The sequence below is a fragment of the Pseudomonas sp. MF6755 genome (genome assembly GCF_016405635.1).
GTDB lineage: Bacteria > Pseudomonadota > Gammaproteobacteria > Pseudomonadales > Pseudomonadaceae > Aquipseudomonas > Aquipseudomonas haemolytica.
The window spans coordinates 63,388-82,417 of sequence record NZ_JAEKDA010000004.1 but is presented as its reverse complement, the minus strand read 5'-3'; the positions used below and the strand labels follow the sequence as shown (position 1 = coordinate 82,417).

The 19,030-nt window shown below is 61.3% G+C and carries 21 protein-coding genes; 8 read left to right on the top strand and 13 right to left on the bottom strand.

The window, feature by feature from the left end:
• Positions 1-17: 17 nt before the first annotated feature.
• Complete coding sequence (locus JFT66_RS06025) at positions 18-548, bottom strand: ferritin-like domain-containing protein (protein WP_034117480.1); 531 nt, start codon at positions 546-548, stop codon at positions 18-20.
• 176 nt (positions 549-724) lie between these two features.
• Here JFT66_RS06025 and JFT66_RS06020 point away from each other — a divergent pair, with 176 nt between their 5' ends.
• The gene (locus JFT66_RS06020) at positions 725-1,615 is read left to right on the top strand and encodes an esterase/lipase family protein (RefSeq protein WP_034117481.1); all 891 of its coding nucleotides are present in this window, start codon (positions 725-727) and stop codon (positions 1,613-1,615) included.
• A gap of 113 nt (positions 1,616-1,728) precedes the next feature.
• On the opposite strand, the gene JFT66_RS06015 is transcribed toward JFT66_RS06020, so the two are convergent.
• Positions 1,729-2,616: a DMT family transporter gene (locus JFT66_RS06015; RefSeq protein ID WP_198858972.1), complete on the bottom strand. Its 888-nt coding sequence runs from the start codon at positions 2,614-2,616 to the stop codon at positions 1,729-1,731.
• Between the two features lie 97 nt (positions 2,617-2,713).
• Between JFT66_RS06015 and JFT66_RS06010 the strand changes: the two genes are divergently transcribed.
• From JFT66_RS06010 to JFT66_RS05985, 6 genes are all read left to right on the top strand, one after another.
• Positions 2,714-3,502, top strand: coding sequence for an AraC family transcriptional regulator (locus tag JFT66_RS06010; RefSeq protein WP_198858971.1), 789 nt, complete (start codon positions 2,714-2,716; stop codon positions 3,500-3,502).
• A gap of 71 nt (positions 3,503-3,573) precedes the next feature.
• Positions 3,574-3,873: a PsiF family protein gene (locus tag JFT66_RS06005; protein ID WP_198858970.1), complete on the top strand. Its 300-nt coding sequence runs from the start codon at positions 3,574-3,576 to the stop codon at positions 3,871-3,873.
• A gap of 209 nt (positions 3,874-4,082) precedes the next feature.
• Positions 4,083-5,096, top strand: a complete 1,014-nt coding sequence (locus tag JFT66_RS06000; protein ID WP_034117484.1) for an AI-2E family transporter — start codon at positions 4,083-4,085, stop codon at positions 5,094-5,096.
• Between the two features lie 146 nt (positions 5,097-5,242).
• Positions 5,243-6,433, top strand: coding sequence for an NAD(P)/FAD-dependent oxidoreductase (locus tag JFT66_RS05995; protein WP_198858969.1), 1,191 nt, complete (start codon positions 5,243-5,245; stop codon positions 6,431-6,433).
• A 26-nt stretch (positions 6,434-6,459) separates the two neighbouring features.
• Entirely contained in the window at positions 6,460-6,816 is a 357-nt protein-coding gene (locus JFT66_RS05990) for a DUF1641 domain-containing protein (RefSeq protein WP_034117486.1), read from the top strand.
• A gap of 79 nt (positions 6,817-6,895) precedes the next feature.
• A complete protein-coding gene (locus JFT66_RS05985) occupies positions 6,896-7,720 on the top strand; it encodes a methyltransferase domain-containing protein (protein WP_153838754.1) in 825 nt (274 codons plus the stop codon).
• 97 nt (positions 7,721-7,817) lie between these two features.
• Here the strand turns inward: JFT66_RS05985 and JFT66_RS05980 are convergent, their stop codons facing one another.
• Positions 7,818-9,086: an Hsp70 family protein gene (locus JFT66_RS05980; protein WP_034117488.1), complete on the bottom strand. Its 1,269-nt coding sequence runs from the start codon at positions 9,084-9,086 to the stop codon at positions 7,818-7,820.
• 239 nt (positions 9,087-9,325) lie between these two features.
• Here JFT66_RS05980 and JFT66_RS05975 point away from each other — a divergent pair, with 239 nt between their 5' ends.
• Positions 9,326-10,264, top strand: coding sequence for a DnaJ C-terminal domain-containing protein (locus JFT66_RS05975; protein WP_034117489.1), 939 nt, complete (start codon positions 9,326-9,328; stop codon positions 10,262-10,264).
• A 55-nt stretch (positions 10,265-10,319) separates the two neighbouring features.
• Here the strand turns inward: JFT66_RS05975 and ureC are convergent, their stop codons facing one another.
• The 10 genes from ureC to urtB form a co-directional block, all read right to left on the bottom strand.
• Positions 10,320-12,020, bottom strand: a complete 1,701-nt coding sequence (gene ureC, locus JFT66_RS05970; protein ID WP_034117490.1) for an urease subunit alpha — start codon at positions 12,018-12,020, stop codon at positions 10,320-10,322.
• 119 nt (positions 12,021-12,139) lie between these two features.
• A complete protein-coding gene (locus tag JFT66_RS05965) occupies positions 12,140-12,445 on the bottom strand; it encodes an urease subunit beta (RefSeq protein ID WP_034117491.1) in 306 nt (101 codons plus the stop codon).
• The gene (locus JFT66_RS05960) at positions 12,442-12,975 is read right to left on the bottom strand and encodes a GNAT family N-acetyltransferase (protein ID WP_153838756.1); all 534 of its coding nucleotides are present in this window, start codon (positions 12,973-12,975) and stop codon (positions 12,442-12,444) included. The genes JFT66_RS05965 and JFT66_RS05960 overlap by 4 nt, the downstream gene beginning before the upstream one ends.
• A gap of 5 nt (positions 12,976-12,980) precedes the next feature.
• A complete protein-coding gene (locus JFT66_RS05955) occupies positions 12,981-13,493 on the bottom strand; it encodes a GNAT family N-acetyltransferase (protein ID WP_034117493.1) in 513 nt (170 codons plus the stop codon).
• A gap of 9 nt (positions 13,494-13,502) precedes the next feature.
• On the bottom strand, positions 13,503-13,805 hold the full coding sequence (ureA, locus tag JFT66_RS05950; RefSeq protein WP_003171437.1) for an urease subunit gamma: 303 nt from the start codon (positions 13,803-13,805) through the stop codon (positions 13,503-13,505).
• A 145-nt stretch (positions 13,806-13,950) separates the two neighbouring features.
• Positions 13,951-14,790: an urease accessory protein UreD gene (locus tag JFT66_RS05945; RefSeq protein WP_034117494.1), complete on the bottom strand. Its 840-nt coding sequence runs from the start codon at positions 14,788-14,790 to the stop codon at positions 13,951-13,953.
• Positions 14,791-14,821: 31 nt separating this feature from the next.
• Positions 14,822-15,520: an urea ABC transporter ATP-binding subunit UrtE gene (gene urtE / locus JFT66_RS05940; RefSeq protein ID WP_034117495.1), complete on the bottom strand. Its 699-nt coding sequence runs from the start codon at positions 15,518-15,520 to the stop codon at positions 14,822-14,824.
• A gap of 12 nt (positions 15,521-15,532) precedes the next feature.
• A complete protein-coding gene (gene urtD / locus JFT66_RS05935; protein WP_198858968.1) occupies positions 15,533-16,366 on the bottom strand; it encodes an urea ABC transporter ATP-binding protein UrtD in 834 nt (277 codons plus the stop codon).
• Positions 16,363-17,430 carry an urea ABC transporter permease subunit UrtC gene (urtC, locus tag JFT66_RS05930; RefSeq protein ID WP_198858967.1) on the bottom strand — a complete coding sequence of 356 codons (1,068 nt, stop codon included), beginning with the start codon at positions 17,428-17,430 and terminating at the stop codon, positions 16,363-16,365. Before urtC ends, urtD begins: the two co-directional genes overlap by 4 nt.
• Complete coding sequence (gene urtB, locus JFT66_RS05925; protein WP_153838759.1) at positions 17,430-18,932, bottom strand: urea ABC transporter permease subunit UrtB; 1,503 nt, start codon at positions 18,930-18,932, stop codon at positions 17,430-17,432. Before urtB ends, urtC begins: the two co-directional genes overlap by 1 nt.
• Positions 18,933-19,030 lie beyond the last annotated feature (98 nt).

Here is a 19,030-nt window from a genome sequence, read left to right as displayed (position 1 = left end):
TATTGCAGTGTTGCGGGTTACAGATCTTGCAGAATATCCGCCATATCATCGGCGTGTTCTTCTTCCTGGGCCAGGATGTCTTCAAAGATGCGACGGGTAGTCGGATCTTTATCACCGATGTACTGGATGATTTCACGGTAGCTGTCCACCGCGATACGCTCGGCCACCAGATCCTCGTAGACCATTTCTTTGAGCGTGTTGCCTGCGACGTATTGGGCGTGGGAGTTCTTCGACAGCAGGTCGGGGTTGAACTCCGGCTCGCCGCCCAGTTGCACGATGCGCTCGGCCAGTTTGTCGGCATGCTCGGCTTCCTGGGTGGCATGCTCAAGGAACTCATCAGCGGCGACGCTGGCTTTGAGACCGCTGGCCATGAAGTAGTGGCGCTTGTAGCGCAACACGCAGACCAGTTCTGTGGCCAGCGACTCGTTGAGCAGACGGATGATTTCTTCGCGGTCGGCGTCGTAGCCTTCCGTCACGGCACCGTTTTCGACATTCTGGCGGGCGCGGCTGCGCAGGGTCGCAATGTCAGTCAAGTGTGCTTCAGTCATTTCAATCTCCTGGGGCTAATCCGGTTTTACGCCACGCTCTGCCGGCGTGATCGCTATCAGTTGTGAGTCTTGGGCGGGACAAAAAGTTTTATTGGATTTGCCTGGGAGTGTCATCTTCGCGTCGCTGGATTGGGCTAGTCTGCCTTCATCCTCTCATGATCAAGGACGTTCGACTCATGTCGCAGTCGTTAGCCACGCGTTACCCCCTGGTGCTGGTGCCTGGCATGCTTGGCTTCGTACGCGTGGGGTTTTTCCCCTACTGGTACGGGATCGTTCCAGCGCTGCGAGCCGGTGGGGCGCGGGTGTTTCCTGTCCAAGTAGCGCCGTTGGACTCCAACGAAGTACGCGGTGAGCAGTTGCTGGCGCAGATCGAGCGGGTTCTTCGGGAGTCCGGCGCTGAGAAGGTCAACCTGATCGGCCATAGCCAGGGCTCGCTCACCGCCCGTTATGCGGCGGCCAAGTGCCCGGAGTGGGTGGCGTCGGTTACCTCGGTGGCCGGGCCCAACCATGGCTCGGAACTGGCCGATCATATCCACACCCATTACCCCGCCGACAGCGTCAAAGGGCGCCTGATGAGCGCAGTGTTTCATCTGGTTGCCTGGGTAATGGGGTTGCTGGAAACCGGCTATCGCGGGCCGCGCTTCAAGGCCGACCTGCAGGCTTCGCACCATTCCCTGACCAGCGCGGGCGTGGCGCTTTTCAATCGCCAATATCCCCAGGGGTTGCCCCAGGAATGGGGCGGGCAGGGCATTGAGGAGGTTAACGGCGTGCGCTACTACTCATGGTCCGGCACCTTGCAGCCGGGCAAGACCGATCGCGGGCGCAACCTGCTGGACGGCACCCACCGTAGCTGTCGCTTGTTCGCCCGCAGCTTTGTGCGGGAGAAGGGCCAATGCGACGGTATGGTCGGGCGTTACAGCTCACACTTGGGCACGGTGATCGGCGATGACTACGCCCTGGACCATTTCGATATCGTCAACCAATCCATGGGGCTGGTGGGCAAGGGGGCCGAGCCGATTCGTCTGTTTGTCGAGCATGCCCGGCGGCTCAAGGCGGCCGGGGTTTAGCGGGTACACCGCGTTATCGTTCTTCGCGAGCAAGCCCGCTCCCACACTAGACCGCATTCCAAAGATGGATCTCGGTCAAATGTGGGAGCGGGCTTGCTCGCGAAGGCGATATGTCAGGCAACACTGACCCTACGGCCAACCGGCGTCGTCCAGCGCTCCGACAAAATCACCCCGCCCAACGTCAGCAAACCGCCCACCAAGTGATACAGCGCCAGCTCTTCCTTCAACACCACCGCCGCAATCAACGCGGTAATCAATGGCAGCAGGTTGAAAAACAGCGTGGTCCGGCTTGGCCCCAGGGTCTTCACCGAATGCATCCAGGCCAATGGCGCGAGCATCGAAGCCAACAGGCACGCATACAGCACCAGCGGAATATTTGCCCAGCCCAACCCAGCCTTGGCCGAGAACAGATACAGCGGGAACAACACCACCACCGCTACCAGCACTTGCAGATACAGCAGTACCAACGGCGGCAGGCGCAGTTGCCATTTTTTCAGCAGGGTGCTGTAGACCGCGTACGCCAGTGTGGCAATGAGCATCATGCCGTCGCCCAGGTTGACCCCATGTTGCAGCAGCGCGCCCAGGCTGCCGGCCGACACCACCACCACCACGCCGGCAAACGACAGCACCGCACCGGTCAGCGCGCCAAAGGTCAGGCGTTGGCCCAGGCTGACAATGGCGGCGGTCAGGGTCATCAGCGGCATCAGCGAGAGGATGATGCCCATGTTGGTGGCGCTGGTCAGCGTTGCCGCGTAATAAGCCAGGCTTTGATACACCGCCATGCCCAGCACGCCGAGGATAAAAATCTTGCCGAGGTTCGGGCGGATGAGCGCCCAGTTGGCGATTACCGGCTTGAGCATGAACGGGGTAAACAGCAGCGCCGCCAGCAGCCAGCGGTAAAAGCCGATTTCAGCCGGAAAGATCGAACCCACGGCCAGTTTGTTGACCACGGTGTTGCCGGCCCAGATAAAGATGGCCAGCAGCGGATACGCGTATTGCATCGAAAGAAACCCAGTGTGTTGACGAGGCGGGATTATCCCCTGTCTGGATCGAAGCCTATACTGCGATCCAGACAACTGACCTCTGAATCCAGACAACATGGCCAGACATACCGTACGCCTCGCGGATTTTTCCAGCCTGCCGGGCCCTGTGTACTTCCGCTACTCCGATTTCGCCCCTGACACCGAGTGCACCCCGCACCGGCATGGCTGGGGCTCGCTGGACTATTCGGCCAGTGGCGTGATGCGCATGGAGGTGGCCGGTAATCGCTTTATGTCGCCGCCGCAGTACGCGGTATGGATCCCGCCCAATACCGAGCACAGCTCCTACAACGCCCAGGCGATTGTGTATCGCTCGGTGGGCTTGGCGCCGACGCTCTGCGAGCAGCTGCCCCAAGCGCCGTGCACCCTGGCGATCAGTGACATTCTCAAGGCTATCCTCAGCGATTTCGCCCAGCGTGACGTGAATATCCCGCAGACCGAGGCCGATATTCGCCTGGCCCAAGTGCTGGTGGACCAGCTCAGGCAGGCGCCGATTCACGATGGCTTCCTGCCCTACGCCCGCCACCCCGGGTTGCTGGGAGTACTAGAGGGCATGCAGGCTGAGCCCGGCGACAATCGCCCGTTGCTGCAATGGGCTGAGCAGGTGCATGTGAGCGAACGCACCCTGGCGCGCCAGTTTGTACGCGAACTGGGCATGAGTTTTGGCGAATGGCGCCAGCGCCTGCGCTACCTGGCGGCCATCGAAGCCCTGGACAGCGAGCGCAGCGTGCAACATGTGGCGTTTGATTTGGGCTACAGCACCGCCTCGGCGTTTATCGCCATGTTCCAGCGCCACGCCGGCTGCACGCCGGAGCAGTACCGGCGGTCGAATATACGTAGTCGCTGAAGTTGTAACAGGTTTTGACTACACTGCGAGGTAGGCCGTGCCCTTCGGCACGGTAACAGGGAGAAAACTCCATGAAGATGCTGCGTATTCCGTTGTTGATGATGGGCCTGCTGCTGTGTTCCCAGGGTTTTGCCGCCACGGCCCAACAGAACAAAATGACCACCTGCAATGCCGAAGCGACTACCAAGACCCTTAAAGGCGATGACCGCAAGACCTTCATGAAGACCTGCCTGTCGGCGCCTGCCGCCAACGATGCCAAGACCCTGACGCCACAACAGCAGAAGATGAAAGACTGCAATGCGTCGGCAAAAACCAAGGCGTTGACCGGTGATGCGCGCAAGACATTCATGAGCACCTGCCTCAAAGGTTAATCACGATTTCGCAGGCGCTGCAGATCAAATGTGGGAGGGGGCTTGCTCCCGATAGCGCCGTGTCAGTCAACCGATTCATTGGCTGATCCACCGCAATCGGGAGCAAGCCCCCTCCCACACTTGATCGCATTCACAGTCGTCCCCCCTCGCTTGATGCCTGCAACGCTGGCAGACTGCCCATCCTTTTACGCCGTTTGTTTTGAGGCTGTATGCCAACGTTTTCTCAGCGTCATGTGTTGTTGCTGGCCAGCTACATCATCATTTTCGGCGGGTTGCTGCTGGTGCTGCCGCTGAAATTGCTGCCCAGCCTGCTGGCCGGCCTGTTGGTCTATGAACTGGTCAACATGCTCACCCCCCAACTTCAACGCCTGATCGAAGGTCGGCGCGCGCGCTGGTTGGCGGTGGCTTTGCTGGGCACGCTGATCGTCAGCGTGCTCACATTGATTTTCGCCGGCGCTATCAGCTTCCTGCTCCACGAAGCGGAAAACCCCGGGGCTTCCCTCGACAAATTCATGGGCGTGGTCGACCGCGCACGCGGCCAGTTACCGCCGTTCATCGACGCCTACCTGCCCGCCAGTGCCGCCGAATTCCGCGTGGCCATCGGCGATTGGCTGAGCAAGCACCTGAGCGAACTGCAACTGGTCGGCAAAGACGCCGCGCACATGTTCGTCACCCTGCTGATCGGCATGGTGCTGGGTGCGATCATCGCCCTGCAGCGCGTGCCGGACCTGACCAAACGCAAGCCCCTGGCCGCCGCCCTGTTCGACCGCCTGCACCTGCTGGTCCAGGCCTTTCGCAACATCGTCTTCGCCCAGATCAAGATCGCCGCGCTCAACACTGCCTTCACTGCGATCTTCCTCGCCGTGGTGCTGCCGCTGTGTGGTATCCACCTGCCGTTGACCAAAACCCTCATCGTGTTGACCTTCCTGCTCGGCCTGTTGCCGGTGATCGGCAACCTGATGTCCAACACTTTGATCACCATCGTCGCGCTCTCGCTGTCGATCTGGGTGGCGGTGGCGGCGCTGGGGTATTTGATCGTGATCCACAAGGTCGAGTACTTCCTCAACGCACGCATCGTCGGCGGGCAGATCAGTGCCAAGTCGTGGGAGTTGCTGTTGGCGATGCTGGTGTTTGAAGCGGCGTTCGGTTTGCCGGGAGTGGTGGCGGGGCCGATTTATTATGCGTACCTCAAGAGTGAGTTGAAGCTTGGGGGAATGGTTTAAGGTCAACCGCTCCCGACAAATAGCCGATTGCGATAAGCATTATTCGCAAGTCGTCTTGGCTACTGTGATTTTTTACAGTGGCGCTTCGCACAGATTTGGTTGAGGCTAACCCCGAAGGAGTTAGTCTTGACCAAGGAGGGCGAGGCGTGAGCAAGCATATAGTCATTGTCGGTGGTGGGGTTGGCGGCACGATGCTCGCCAATCAGTTGGTCACCAAGCTCTATCCGGAAATCCTGCGTGGCGAGGTATGCATTACCCTGCTGTCGAACTCGCCTGATCATTTCTATAAACCTGCATTCATGTACGTGGCCTTCAACCAGTTCTTCGAGGAAGAGTTGAAACGCCCCGAGCGTTCATTACTGCGCCCGGAAATTGACTTTCGAGTGGACGAGGTCACGCGCTTCGACTTTGCCAGCCAGCACCTGCATACCCGCAGTGGCAAGCGCCACGGATTCGATTTCCTGGTGATCGCCACCGGTTGCGTGCCCGCGCCTGAACGTATCGAGGGCCTCAAGGAGGCGGGTGACCATTTCTACCAATACGCGGCGGCCCGGCAATTGGCTGAGCGGCTCCATACGATTGAACGGGGTCGGATTTTCATCAGTGTGTCTTTTCCCAAGACGCCAAACGTACCTCACCAGTGCGGCATCGCCCCGGTGGAAACCACGCTGATGCTGGACGATTTGCTGCGACGTCGAGGTGTACGGGACAAGGTCGAAATCATCTACACCTACCCCAGCGTCGCCCAACTATTGCGTAATTGCCTGTTCATGCAGCGTCCGGTCGGAGAGGCCCTGTCGAGTATTTTCGAGCAGAGGAATATCCGCTTCCAGCGCGACTTCACCTTGGGAAGGGTCGACCCCGAGCGGCGCATTGCCTATTCCGAAGAAGGTGAGGAGCAGCCGTTCGACATCTTGATGGCGACCCCGCCGATTCGTGCCGTGGATGTGGTGATCGAGAGTGGCATTTCCCTGGCTGCAAATGACGAAGGCTGGCTGCCGACTAATCATGAAACGCTGCAGGTATATGGGTTGCAGGGGGTGTATGTCATCGGTGACACGGTCGACCTGCCTATCAGCAAGGCCGGAGGCGCCTGCCATAACCAGGCGCCGGTGATCGCCAATAACATCACCGCCGAAATTCGCTTGGGTGCCCCCAATGCGGTGTACGACGGGCGCGTGCAGGCGGTGGCACAGATGGGTCTGAATGCCGGGATGCCGCTGTGGTACGACTACGCCCACGACGTTCTGCCAACCCCGCCGAGCAAGCTTGGCGGCCTGCTGCGCACCGGCTTCAATCGAGGCCTGTACTGGGCTGTAGCGCGTGGAATGCTTTGACCTGACACACGGAGGCGTTAATCGTCATGGATGTTACGGATAAGTTGCCCGAGCAGGATGCCGGGCTTGAGGCCTTGCTCACCAAGTTGCAACCGCTGCTGGACAAGGGGCGCATGGACAATGTCGTTGATGTGCTGGCGTTGGTTTCCGATCTGGTGGACATGCTCGATGGTCCTATGGTGGAGAAACTGGCACTGTTGTTTGAACAGGCCACGGCCGTGTCCTGGAGCGTGGGCAACGCGGCGCGCATGGCCATGGCGCAGACCCAGGCTGAAGAGACGCCTCCCAGCCTCTATGGGCTACTGTCATTGCTGCGCGAGCCGTACACCCGGCGCGGTCTGGCGCTGGCACTCAGGACATTGAACGTAATCGGGCGGCAATAGTGAGCTGACGCAGGTCAACCTTCCTGCCTGAGCCTTATGCGCCTAACCGCGAAGCGACCCTGACCTAAAGGATTAAGTCATGATCAGCAAACCCGAGCCGTCAACGGCAGGGCCTGCCACAACTCAGTGGGATCCCCAGGCCTATCTCCAATTTGCCCGCCTGCGCGAGCGCCCCGTACTGGACCTGCTGGACCGCATGGCTTTCCTGCAGCCCCAACGCATCTATGACCTGGGGTGCGGCACTGGCATTGCCACCCAGTTGTTGGCCAAGCGTTGGCCCGAGGCGGAGTTGATCGGCGTCGACAGCTCCGCGCAAATGCTCAGCGAGGCCACTTACCTGCCGATCAAGGCGCTCTGGCACAGGTGCGATGTGCAGCATTGGCAGACTGAGCAGCCTGCGGACCTGCTGTTCGCGGCTGCCGTGCTGCACTTTGTCAACGGGCATGAAATCTTGTTGCCGCGCTTGTTGGCGCAATTGCGCCCCGGCGGTTGCCTGGCGGCCCACATGCCTGATTGGCGGGATGCGCCTTGGTACGCGTTGATGCTCGAAACGCTTGAGCACGGTGGGCTGGATAACGCGCCACTGGGTACGCCGCGACTTCGGCAATTCATGGCCGAGCGCCCGGTGCTGTCGCTGGAGCGCTACTACCGCTTGCTGGCGCCACTGACCACGGGCCTGGATATCTGGGAGACCGAGCATCTGCAGGTGGTCGAGGGCCAGTCGCCGATTTTTGACTGGGTCAAGGTCTCGGCGCTGCGGCCTGTGCTATTGGCATTGAATGAGTGGGAGCGGAAACGGTTTCTGGAACAATACCTGGAGCGAGTGCACCAACGTTACCCGCCAGAGAGGGACGGGCATACGCTGTTTCCGTTCAAGCGGATCTTTATTCTTGCGACGGTATAGGAAGTATCACCGCTCAAAACTGTGGGAGGGAGCACGTCGAAACGACGCACCGCTCTTCCCACATTAGAATGTGCAGTGTTGGTGAGATCGAGGCGGGTCAGCAGCCGTAACGCTTGCTGGCCTCAATCGCCAAACCACTACCGATACTGCCAAAGATATTGCCTTCCACGTGCCGCGCATTCGGCAGCATGGCCGAGATGCTGTGGCGCAGTGCCGGAATACCGCTGGAACCACCGGTGAAGAACACCGTGTCCACCTGGGCAACATCCACCGAAGCATCGGTCAGCAATTGGGTCACGCTGTTGCGCACGCGTTCCAGCAGGCCATCAATGGCGGACTCGAACAACGTACGGCTCAAATCCACGCTCAACCCCGGCTCAACCCGATCCAGCAGCACATGGCGGTTGTCTTCGTGGGTCAGCTGGATCTTGGTTTCTTCCACTTCCATCGCCAGCCAGTGCCCGGCGCGCTGTTCGATCAACTTGAACAGCCGGTCGATGCCACCGGTGTCTTCGATGTCGTAGCGCATGCTGCCCAGCGCTAGCTGGGATTTCTGCGAGTACACCGAGTTGATGGTGTGCCAGGTGGCCAGGTTCATGTGGTGGCTGGTGGGCATGTAGGCGCCGCTTTTCATGCGGCTGCCGTAGCCGAACAGCGGCATCATGCCGGCGAGGGACAGCTGTTTGTCGAAGTCGGTACCGCCGATGTGCACGCCGCCGGTGGCGAGGATGTCGCTCTGGCGGTTGTCGTTGTGACGGCGGTCCGGAGACAGGCGCACCAGGGAGAAGTCGGACGTACCACCGCCGATGTCGACGATCAGCACCAGCTCTTCTTTCTCGATAGTAGACTCATAGTCGAACGCCGCCGCAATCGGTTCGTACTGGAACGAGATGTCCTTGAAGCCGATCTTGCGTGCCACGTCCACCAGGGTGTTCTCGGCTTCCTGGTCGGCCATCGGGTCGTCATCGACGAAGAACACCGGGCGGCCCAGCACCACTTCCTCGAATTCACGCCCTGCGGTTGCCTCGGCGCGGCTCTTGAGCTGGCCGATAAACAGCGCCAACAGGTCGGTGAACGGCATGGCCGTGCCCAAGACGCTGGTGTCGTGCTTGATCAGCTTGGAACCCAGCAGGCTCTTGAGCGAGCGCATCAGCCGGCCTTCGTAGTTTTCCAGGTACTCGTGCAGGGCCAGGCGGCCGTACACCGGGCGGCGCTCCTCGAAGTTGAAGAACACCACCGACGGCAAGGTGATCTTGTCGTCCTCCAGCGCGATAAGCGTCTCCTCGCCGGGGCGGATCCAGCCGACGGTGGAGTTGGACGTGCCGAAGTCGATACCGCAGGCACGGGCTGGGGATGGGTTTTTCATGTCTATCGGGTTCCGGTTGAAAAACGGCCGCGCAGTGTATGCCAGTCGCAGGCGCTTGCGTAGGCCAACCATCCGTTAAATCGCGCTTGAAAGTACGGGATTTGCCCCCACATCTGTTGCATACGGCTGATGCCGATAACACTTTGACGTACCCCCCAGGCCACAACCCTCAACAGGTGCAAACCAGCGCACGTTGTGCCCCGGGCAGTGCGATCTCGATAAAGGATGGTGAACCGCCGATGGATTTCAAAGATTACTACAAGATTCTGGGTGTCGAGCCGACGGCCGATGACAAGGAAATCAAGGCAGCCTATCGCAAGCTCGCGCGCAAATATCACCCCGATGTCAGCAAGGAAAAAGACGCCGAAGAGAAATTCAAGGACGCGTCCGAAGCCTATGAGGCGCTTAAAAGCGCCGATAAGCGAGCCGAGTACGACGAACTGCGCAAATACGGCCAGCACGGCCAGCCGTTCCAGGGCCCACCTGGCTGGCAGAGTCGTGGTGGGTATGGTGGCGGCGCGGGCACCGAGGACTTCTCCGACTTTTTCAGCTCGATCTTCGGTGGTCGCGGCGATGCCTTCGGTGGCGGCCAGCGCCGCTCCACGGGGCGCAAGGGCCAGGACGTGGAGATGCAACTGACGGTGCACCTTGAAGAGACACTGTCTACCGAGTCCAAGCAGATCAACTTCCAGGTGCCGCAATACGACGCTTCGGGCCGGCACGTCAGCAACACCACCAAGAGCCTGAACGTGAAGATCCCCGCCGGCGTGGCCGACGGCGAGCGCATCCGCCTCAAAGGGCAGGGCGCACCGGGCATCGGTGGCGGCGCCAATGGCGACCTGTACCTGATCATCAAGTTTGCGCCCCACCCCAAGTTCGAAGTGGATGGCGAAAACCTGATCATCAACCTGCCCCTGGCGCCGTGGGAGCTGGCGTTGGGCGCGGAAGTGGCCGTGCCGACCCTCACCGGCAAGATCAACCTCAAGGTGCCTGCCGGCAGCCAGAACGGCCAGCGCATGCGCGCCAAGGGTCATGGCTTGCTGAACAAGGCCGGGCAGCGCGGTTATCTGTTTGTGCAGCTCAAGGTGGTGATGCCTAAAAGTAGCGATGAGGAGGTCAAGGCGTTGTGGCAGGCGCTGGCTGATAAGGCGGCGTTCAACCCGCGTGAGCATTTCTGAGCCGGGTAACTGTTGCGCAATTGTTGGCCGCGCCCGGCACTCAGTATGGGTTGCACTAAAACAAAAAGTAGCGCTGCGCCATCGGCAGCACATCTGCCGGCTCACACCACAGCAACACGCCGTCGGCCTTGACCTGATAGGTCTGCGGGTCCACCTCGATATCCGGCAGGTAATCGTTATGGATCAAGTCGGTTTTCTGCACGTTGCGGCACCCCTTGACCACCGCGATCTGCTTCTTCAACCCCAGGGCCTCGGGCAAGCCGGCGTCCTGGGCAGCCTGGCTGATAAAGGTCAGGCTGGTGGCGTGCAACGAGCTGCCGAAGCTGGCGAACATCGGGCGGTAGTGCACCGGTTGTGGCGTCGGGATCGACGCGTTGGCGTCGCCCATCAGGCTTGAGGCAATTGCGCCGCCCTTGAGGATCAAGGTCGGTTTGATGCCGAAGAACGCCGGGCGCCACAGCACCAGGTCGGCCCACTTGCCCACTTCGATAGAGCCGACGATATGGCTGACACCATGGGTGATCGCCGGGTTGATGGTGTACTTGGCGATATAGCGTTTGGCGCGGAAGTTGTCATTGCCCGGGCCGTCGCCGGGCAGGGCGCCACGTTGTTTTTTCATCTTGTCGGCGGTCTGCCAGGTGCGCGTGATCACTTCACCGACGCGGCCCATGGCCTGGCTGTCGGAGCTGATCATCGAGAACGCGCCCAGGTCATGCAGGATGTCTTCAGCAGCAATGGTCTCGCGGCGGATGCGGCTTTCGGCGAAGGCCACGTCTTCGGCAATGCTTGGGTCCAGGTGATGGCAGACCATCAGCATGTCCAGGTGCTCGTCGATGGTGTTGCGGGTGAACGGCCGGGTCGGGTTGGTGGAACTGGGCAGCACGTTGGGGAAACCGCAGGCCTTGATGATGTCCGGCGCATGGCCGCCACCGGCGCCTTCGGTGTGGTAGGTGTGGATGGTGCGGCCCTTGAGGGCGGCGAGGGTGGTTTCGACGAAGCCAGACTCGTTGAGGGTGTCGCTGTGGATCGCCACCTGCACGTCGTATTGGTCGGCAACGCTCAGGCAGTTGTCGATACTTGCGGGCGTGGTGCCCCAGTCTTCATGCAGCTTCAAACCGATGGCGCCGGCCTTGACCTGTTCGATCAGCGGCTCGGGCAGACTGGCGTTGCCCTTGCCGGTGAAACCGATGTTCATCGGGAATGAATCGCTGGCCTGCAGCATGCGCGCCAAGTGCCACGGGCCGGACGTGCAGGTGGTAGCGTTGGTTCCGGTGGCCGGCCCGGTGCCGCCGCCGATCATGGTGGTGACGCCGCTGGTCAGCGCTTCTTCGATCTGCTGCGGGCAGATGAAATGCACGTGGGAGTCGATGCCGCCTGCCGTGAGGATCATGCCTTCGCCGGCGATCACTTCAGTGCTGGCGCCGATGGCCATGGTCACGCCGGGCTGGATATCCGGGTTGCCGGCTTTGCCGATCGCATGGATGCGGCCATTCTTCAAGCCGACGTCGGCCTTGACGATGCCCCAGTGGTCGATGATCAGCGCGTTGGTGATCAGGGTGTCCACCACTTCATGGGCGAGCAGTTGGCTCTGGCCCTGGCCGTCGCGGATGACCTTGCCGCCGCCGAATTTCACTTCTTCGCCATAGACAGTGAAGTCCTGTTCGACTTCGACGAACAGTTCGGTGTCGGCCAGGCGGACCTTGTCACCGACGGTGGGGCCGTACATGTCGGCGTAGGCTTGGCGGCTGATTTTCATGTGTGGTTGCCCTGATAAAGATATGTTGAATGTGAGACCGCTATCGGGAGCAAGCCCGCTCCCACCTTTGATTTGTGAATACCTTCAAATGTGGGAGGGGGCTTGCTCCCGATGAGGCCCTAAAGGTCACCCATAATTCGCCCGGCAAACCCGAATACCCGCCGCCCACCGCCCAGATCCACCAGCTCCACCTCCCGCCGCTGCCCCGGCTCAAACCGCACTGCCGTCCCAGCCGGAATATTCAGGCGCATGCCACGGCTTGCTGCACGGTCAAACTCCAGCGCGTCATTGGTCTCGAAAAAATGGTAGTGCGAGCCCACCTGAATCGGCCGGTCGCCGCTGTTGGCCACGCCGAGGGTGACGGTGCGCCGGCCGACATTCAGTTCGATGTCGCCAGGCTGGATCTGATATTCACCAGGAATCATGCAGGTTGCCCCAGAGTCTTGAAGTAGATGGCGGTCGGGCTGTAGCGCCCGTCCGGGCTTTGGCAGTAGTCGGGCAGTTCACCGATCTTGGTGTAGTGCAGCGACTGGTAGAAGGCTTCGGCACCGGAGCCGGCCTCGGTGTCCAGATAGAGCAAGCCGCGCTTGTGCTGGCGTGCGGCGAGTTCCAGGGCGTTCATCAATTGCTGGCCCAGGCCATGACGGCGGGCGCTGCTGTGCACTAGCAGCTTTTGCACTTCGGCGCGGTTGAGGCCGTTGGCTTTCTGGCACAGCGCCAATTGCACGCTGGCGATCACTTGCTCGTCACGCACCACCACCCACAGCAACAGGCTGGCGTCCTCGACACTGGCTTGCACCCCCTGCAGATAGGCGCGGGCCTGGGCTTCATCGAAGTCGGCCATGAAGCCCACCGAAGCGCCATGCTGCACCGCGTCCAGCAACAGCTCAATCAAACCCAAGCGGTAATGGGCAAAACTTTCAGCATTCACTCGACGCAATTGTGCAGCGCTCATCGATCTCACTCCTTGGGCGGCTCGACGCCCGGATTCAATGTCAGTTGCATGAAAGTCAGGTCCAGCCAGCGGCCGAACTTGATACCCACTTGGGGCATCTGCCCGGTGGTAATGAAACCCAGGCGCTCATGCAGGCGGATGGACGCCAGGTTGCCGCTTTCAATGGCCGCGACCATCACGTGTTTGCCGCAGCTGCGGGCACGCTCGATCAGCGCTTGCATCAGGCGTGGGCCAAGGCCCTTGCCGCGTTGATCGTTGCGCACGTACACCGAGTGTTCGACGCTGTAGCGAAAGCCCTCGAAGGGGCGCCAGTCGCCGAATGAGGCGTAGCCTGTGACTTCATCGTTTTCCACCGCCACCAGGATCGGGTATTGCTGCGCCTGGCGTGCGCTGAACCAGGCTTGGCGGTTGGCCAGGTCTACCGGTTGTTCGTTCCAGATCGCCGTGGTGTTGAGCACCGCGTCGTTGTAGATAGCGCGGATCGCCGGCAGGTCGTGTTCGGTTGCATCACGAATCATCGCAGTGCCTCACGCAATGGGCTGGTGGACAGTCACCAGCTTGGTGCCGTCGGGGAACGTGGCTTCCACCTGGATGTCCGGGATCATCTCCGGGATGCCTTCCATCACTTGCTCACGGCTGAGCAGCGTGGTGCCGTAGTGCATCAGGTCGGCCACGGTGCGGCCATCGCGGGCGCCTTCCATCAGGGCGGCAGAGATGTAGGCGATGGTTTCCGGGTAGTTGAGTTTCACCCCGCGTGCCAGGCGGCGTTCGGCGACGAGGCCTGCGGTGAAGATCAACAGTTTGTCTTTTTCCCGTGGGGTCAGGTCCATGGTTCAGTCCGTCGTGAAATACATTCGTAAAAACACTGCAGATCCCCTGTGGGAGGGGGCTTGCTCCCGATGGCTGAGTGTCAGGCAATGCACCTGTGCCTGATACACCGCCATCGGGAGCAAGCCCCCTCCCACATTTTGATCTTCATGTGCTCCAGATTCGTGGTGAAACGGCTTCGCGGCCCAGTACGGCTGGGCGCAGCAATCGCCATAAATCAATCAACCAACCCCGCGCCAATAACGCTTCCTCAGCCAGGCAACGCGCCACCAGCAGCCCGGGCAATTGGGTCAAATCGCCGCGCACCGCGTGGGGCAGTGAGCGGCATTGTTCAAGCAATTCAGGGTCTATCTCGCCGGTCACCAGCAACGTGGCAAACACCGGTTGCCCATCCAGCCCGATAGGCGAATCCAGCAACCCATCGGCGCCCACAATGCGCTGGCGCTCATGCCAGAGCAACTGCCCGTCGCGGCGAATATCCAGGTGCGATTGAAAGTGGCCGAGGTCAAAGCGCTCGCCACTGGCGGGGCGGCCGAGGGCGACCACATCCCAGTAGAACAGCCTGGCATCGCCTTGCAGGTCAATACGTGTGGTGAGTTCGGCCTGGGCAGCGCTGAACACGATGGTTTCCTGGGGCAGCCACTCCAGTGTCGCGCCGGCTTCTACCGTCAGTTCAAGTTGCGCAAAGGCCGGGCCGCTGGCGCGATACCACTTGGCTGCACCAGGACTGGTCAATTGCGCCCAGGCCCCCGCGCCGACATGGGCACTGATGTCCAGGCGGTCACCGCCGGCAATCCCGCCGGGCGGGTGCACGATGATGTGCTGGCACACCTCGGGGCCTTCTGCATACAGATGCTTTTGCACCCGCAGCGGGCCAAGGTGGCGGCGTAGCACCGGGCGTGTGATGTCACCGAAACGCGCGTAGCCGAGTTCCAGCTCGGCGTGCCAGCTGGGGGTGAACAGGGCAGGGGAAACGGGCAGGTTCATGTTTTAGGGCTTATTGTTAGGACGCTACAGATTAGATGGTAACCAACCCGCGCACACCTTCACTGTGCATATTTTCACCTCGGCCTTGCTGGACGATCTCACCGCGTGACATCACCAGGTATTGGTCGGCCAGCTCGGCGGCGAAGTCGTAGAACTGCTCCACCAACAGGATCGCCATATCGCCACGCGCCGCGAGTTTCTTGATCACTGCGCCGATTTCCTTGATCACCGACGGCTGGATACCTTCGGTGGGCTCATCGAGAATCAACAGGCGCGGGCGGCTGGCCAGGGCGCGACCAATCGCCAGCTGCTGTTGCTGGCCGCCGGACAGATCGCCGCCGCGCCGATGCTTCATTTGCAGCAGCACCGGGAACAATTCGTAGATGAAGGCGGGCACTTCCTTGGCCTCTGAGCCAGGGAAACGCGACAGGCCCATCAGCAGGTTTTCTTCCACCGTCAACCGGCCAAAAATCTCCCGGCCCTGGGGCACGTAGGCGATGCCCGCATGCACGCGCTGGTGCGGCTTGAAACCGGTGATGGCTTTGCCTTCCCAATTCACCACGCCTTCTTTGGCGGGCAGCAAACCCATCAGGCACTTAAGCAGCGTGGTCTTGCCCACGCCATTACGCCCGAGCAGGCAGGTGACTTCGCCGATCTTCACGTCGAAGGAGAGCCCGCGCAGGATGTGGCTACCGCCGTAGTATTGGTGCAGCTTGTCGACTTGCAGCATGTTCACTTCTCCTTAGCGACCGAGGTAAACCTCGATCACTCGCTCATTTTCCTGCACCTGTTCCAGCGACCCCTCGGCCAACACACTGCCCTGGTGCAACACGGTGACGTGGTCGGCAATCGAGCCGACAAAGCCCATGTCGTGCTCCACCACCATCAACGAGTGCTTGCCCGCCAGGCGCTTGAACAATTCGGCGGTGAATTCGGTTTCGGCGTCGGTCATGCCCGCCACCGGTTCATCCAGTAGCAACAGTTGCGGGTCTTGCATCAGCAGCATGCCGATTTCCAGGAACTGCTTCTGACCGTGGGACAACAACCCAGCCGGGCGCTGCCCCGAGGCCGTGAGGCGGATGGTGTCGAGCACTTCATCAATTCGATCTTTCTGCTCGCCGCTCAGCCGCGCGCGCAGGCTGGCCCACACCGACTTGTCGGTTTTCTGCGCCAGCTCCAGGTTTTCGAACACGCTCAGGGCTTCGAACACCGTGGGTTTCTGGAACTTGCGCCCGATACCGGCCTGGGCGATTTGCACTTCGCTCATGCTGGTCAGGTCCAGGGTTTCGCCGAACCAGGCCTTGCCGTGGCTGGGCCGGGTCTTGCCGGTGATCACGTCCATCAGCGTGGTCTTGCCCGCGCCGTTGGGGCCGATGATGCAGCGCAATTCGCCGACACCGATATACAGGTTCAGGTCGTTGAGCGCCTTGAAACCATCGAAGCTGACGCTGATATCTTCCAGGGTCAGGATGGTGCCGTGGCGGGTGTTGAGCCCTTTGCCCGCCGCCTGGCCGATACCAATCGCATCGCGGCCGCTGCCCGCATCGAAAATAGGTTCAAGCATGACGTTCCTCATTTCTTCAGCAGGCCGATAACGCCCTTGGGCAGGTACAGGGTGACGATGATGAACAACGCCCCGAGGAAGAACAGCCAGTACTCCGGGAAGGCCACGGTGAACCAGCTCTTCATGCCGTTGACCACGCCGGCGCCGAGCAACGGCCCGATCAGCGTGCCGCGCCCGCCCAACGCCACCCACACAGCGGCTTCGATGGAATTGGTCGGTGACATTTCGCTGGGGTTGATGATGCCCACCTGCGGCACATACAGCGCGCCGGCAAGGCCGCACAGCACCGCGCTCAGCACCCACACGAACAGCTTGAAGCCGCGTGGGTCGTAGCCGCAGAACATCAGACGGTTCTCGGCGTCCCGCAATGCAGTCAGCACCCGGCCGAACTTGCTCTGCGCCAGGCGCCAGCCGATGTACAGGCTCGCCACCAGCAACAGCACCGTGGCCACGAACAGCACCGCCCGCGTGCCCGGTTCAGTAATGCCGAAACCAAGGATGCTGCGGAAATTGGTAAAGCCGTTATTGCCGCCGAAGCCGGTCTCGTTGCGAAAGAACAACAGCATCCCGGCAAAGGTCAGGGCCTGGGTCATGATCGAGAAATACACGCCCTTGATCCGCGAGCGGAAGGCGAAGAAACCGAACACCAGCGCCAACAGTCCAGGCGCCAAGACCACCAGGCACAAGGCCCAGAGGAAGTTGTCGGTGCCGGCCCAGTACCAGGGCAACTCGGTCCAGGACAAAAAGGTCATGAACGCTGGCAACTCATCGCCGGACGCCTGGCGCATCAGGTACATGCCCATGGCGTAGCCGCCCAGGGCGAAGAACAGGCCGTGACCGAGGGACAGCATGCCGGCGTAGCCCCATACCAGATCAAGCGCGAGGGCGACGATGGCGTAGCAGAGGATCTTGCCCACCAGCGTCAGGGTGTAGGCCGACGCATGAAAGGCGTTGTCGGGCGGCAACAGCGACAGCAGGGGCAACGCCAGCAGCACGGCGAGGATCACCACGCCGACGGCAATGGTCACCTTGGGGCCGGCCTTTTGCGTGGCCGTAAGCATCAATGGCTGGTTCATCAGTCGATCACCCGTCCTTTCAGTGCGAAGAGTCCTTGCGGGCGTTTCTGGATAAACAGAATGATCAGCGCGAGGATCAGGATCTTGCCGAGCACGGCGCCGATCTGTGGCTCAAGAATCTTGTTGGCAATACCCAGGCCGAACGCGGCCATGACGCTACCGGCCAACTGGCCGACGCCGCCGAGCACCACCACCAGGAACGAGTCGATGATGTAGCTCTGGCCCAGGTCCGGGCCGACGTTGCCGATCTGGCTCAGCGCTACGCCGCCAAGGCCGGCGATGCCGGAGCCGAGGCCAAAGGCGAGCATGTCTACGCGCCCGGTAGGCACGCCGCAGCAGGCGGCCATGTTGCGGTTCTGGGTGACGGCACGCACGTTGAGGCCCAGGCGTGTCTTGTTCAGCAGCAGCCAGGTGAGCACCACCACGAACAGCGCGAAGGCAATGATCACGATGCGGTTGTACGGCAGCACCAGGTTGGGCAGCACTTGGATGCCGCCGGACAACCAGGCGGGGTTGGATACTTCGACGTTCTGCGCACCGAACACCAGGCGCACCAGTTGGATCAGCATCAGGCTGATGCCCCAGGTGGCGAGCAGGGTTTCCAGCGGCCGGCCATAGAGGTGGCGAATCACCGTGCGCTCCAGCGCCATGCCGATGGCCGCGGTGACGAAGAACGCCACCGGCAGCGCGATCAACGGGTAGAACTCGATGGCCTGGGGTACATAGCGCTGCATCATCAGTTGCACCACATAGGTGGAGTAGGCGCCGAGCATCAGCATCTCGCCGTGGGCCATGTTGATCACGCCGAGCAGGCCGAAGGTGATCGCCAAGCCCAAGGCCGCGAGCAGCAGGATCGAGCCTAACGACATGCCGCTGAAGGCCTGGCCGAGGATCTCGCCGAACATCAATTTACGTTTGACCTGAGCCAGGCTGGTCTCGGCGGCGGTGTGCACGGCGGCGTCGGCCTCAACGCCCGGCGCCAGCAGCGCTTCAAGGCGCGTGCGCGCCAGCGGGTCGCCGGTGCTGCCGAGCAAGCGCACGGCAGCGAGGCGCACGGCCGGGTCGCTGTCCACCAGTTGCAGGTTGGCCAGGGCCAGGCTGAGGGCGGTGTGTACGTCCTCGTCGGTCTCGGCGGCTACCTGCTGGTCGAGGAATTTCAGCTGTGCAGGCACAGCGCTTTTTTGCAGGGTACGCGCTGCCGCCAGACGCACCTTGGGGTCAGCGGCGAGCAATTGCTGACTGGCCTGGACGTTATTGATCAAGCCGCGCAGGCGATTGTTCAGGCGCACGGTCTTGGTTTCGCCGTTGAGCGTGAGCTGGCCTTGTTGCAGCGCGTCCACCAGCTCGATGCGTGCCGGGTCGGGCTGTGCGGCCCAGTCCTGGAGGAGCTTGGCTTGTTGTGTCGGGTTGGCGCTGAGGAAGTCCTCGGCGTCGCTGGCGTGTGCGGCCAAGGGCAGTAACAGCAGCAAGGCCAGGGTCAAGCGGTAGAGGGCAGCGGGCATACAAAAATGTCCTGATTATGCGGGGACAGTGTGGGAGGGGGCTTGCTCCCGATAGCAGCGTGTCAGGCAAAGCATCTGTCACAGACCCACCGCTATCG

What these genes read in the sequence shown, in the direction of transcription:
- JFT66_RS06025 (WP_034117480.1), bottom strand. Translation starts at nt 548, where the DNA reads ATGACTGAAGCACACTTGACTGACATTGCGACCCTGCGCAGCCGCGCC.
- JFT66_RS06020 (WP_034117481.1), top strand. Translation starts at nt 725, where the DNA reads ATGTCGCAGTCGTTAGCCACGCGTTACCCCCTGGTGCTGGTGCCTGGC.
- JFT66_RS06015 (WP_198858972.1), bottom strand. Translation starts at nt 2,616, where the DNA reads ATGCAATACGCGTATCCGCTGCTGGCCATCTTTATCTGGGCCGGCAAC.
- JFT66_RS06010 (WP_198858971.1), top strand. Translation starts at nt 2,714, where the DNA reads ATGGCCAGACATACCGTACGCCTCGCGGATTTTTCCAGCCTGCCGGGC.
- JFT66_RS06005 (WP_198858970.1), top strand. Translation starts at nt 3,574, where the DNA reads ATGAAGATGCTGCGTATTCCGTTGTTGATGATGGGCCTGCTGCTGTGT.
- JFT66_RS06000 (WP_034117484.1), top strand. Translation starts at nt 4,083, where the DNA reads ATGCCAACGTTTTCTCAGCGTCATGTGTTGTTGCTGGCCAGCTACATC.
- JFT66_RS05990 (WP_034117486.1), top strand. Translation starts at nt 6,460, where the DNA reads ATGGATGTTACGGATAAGTTGCCCGAGCAGGATGCCGGGCTTGAGGCC.
- JFT66_RS05985 (WP_153838754.1), top strand. Translation starts at nt 6,896, where the DNA reads ATGATCAGCAAACCCGAGCCGTCAACGGCAGGGCCTGCCACAACTCAG.
- JFT66_RS05980 (WP_034117488.1), bottom strand. Translation starts at nt 9,086, where the DNA reads ATGAAAAACCCATCCCCAGCCCGTGCCTGCGGTATCGACTTCGGCACG.
- JFT66_RS05975 (WP_034117489.1), top strand. Translation starts at nt 9,326, where the DNA reads ATGGATTTCAAAGATTACTACAAGATTCTGGGTGTCGAGCCGACGGCC.
- ureC (WP_034117490.1), bottom strand. Translation starts at nt 12,020, where the DNA reads ATGAAAATCAGCCGCCAAGCCTACGCCGACATGTACGGCCCCACCGTC.
- JFT66_RS05965 (WP_034117491.1), bottom strand. Translation starts at nt 12,445, where the DNA reads ATGATTCCTGGTGAATATCAGATCCAGCCTGGCGACATCGAACTGAAT.
- JFT66_RS05960 (WP_153838756.1), bottom strand. Translation starts at nt 12,975, where the DNA reads ATGAGCGCTGCACAATTGCGTCGAGTGAATGCTGAAAGTTTTGCCCAT.
- JFT66_RS05955 (WP_034117493.1), bottom strand. Translation starts at nt 13,493, where the DNA reads ATGATTCGTGATGCAACCGAACACGACCTGCCGGCGATCCGCGCTATC.
- ureA (WP_003171437.1), bottom strand. Translation starts at nt 13,805, where the DNA reads ATGGACCTGACCCCACGGGAAAAAGACAAACTGTTGATCTTCACCGCA.
- JFT66_RS05945 (WP_034117494.1), bottom strand. Translation starts at nt 14,790, where the DNA reads ATGAACCTGCCCGTTTCCCCTGCCCTGTTCACCCCCAGCTGGCACGCC.
- urtE (WP_034117495.1), bottom strand. Translation starts at nt 15,520, where the DNA reads ATGCTGCAAGTCGACAAGCTGCACCAATACTACGGCGGTAGCCACATC.
- urtD (WP_198858968.1), bottom strand. Translation starts at nt 16,366, where the DNA reads ATGAGGAACGTCATGCTTGAACCTATTTTCGATGCGGGCAGCGGCCGC.
- urtC (WP_198858967.1), bottom strand. Translation starts at nt 17,430, where the DNA reads ATGAACCAGCCATTGATGCTTACGGCCACGCAAAAGGCCGGCCCCAAG.
- urtB (WP_153838759.1), bottom strand. Translation starts at nt 18,932, where the DNA reads ATGCCCGCTGCCCTCTACCGCTTGACCCTGGCCTTGCTGCTGTTACTG.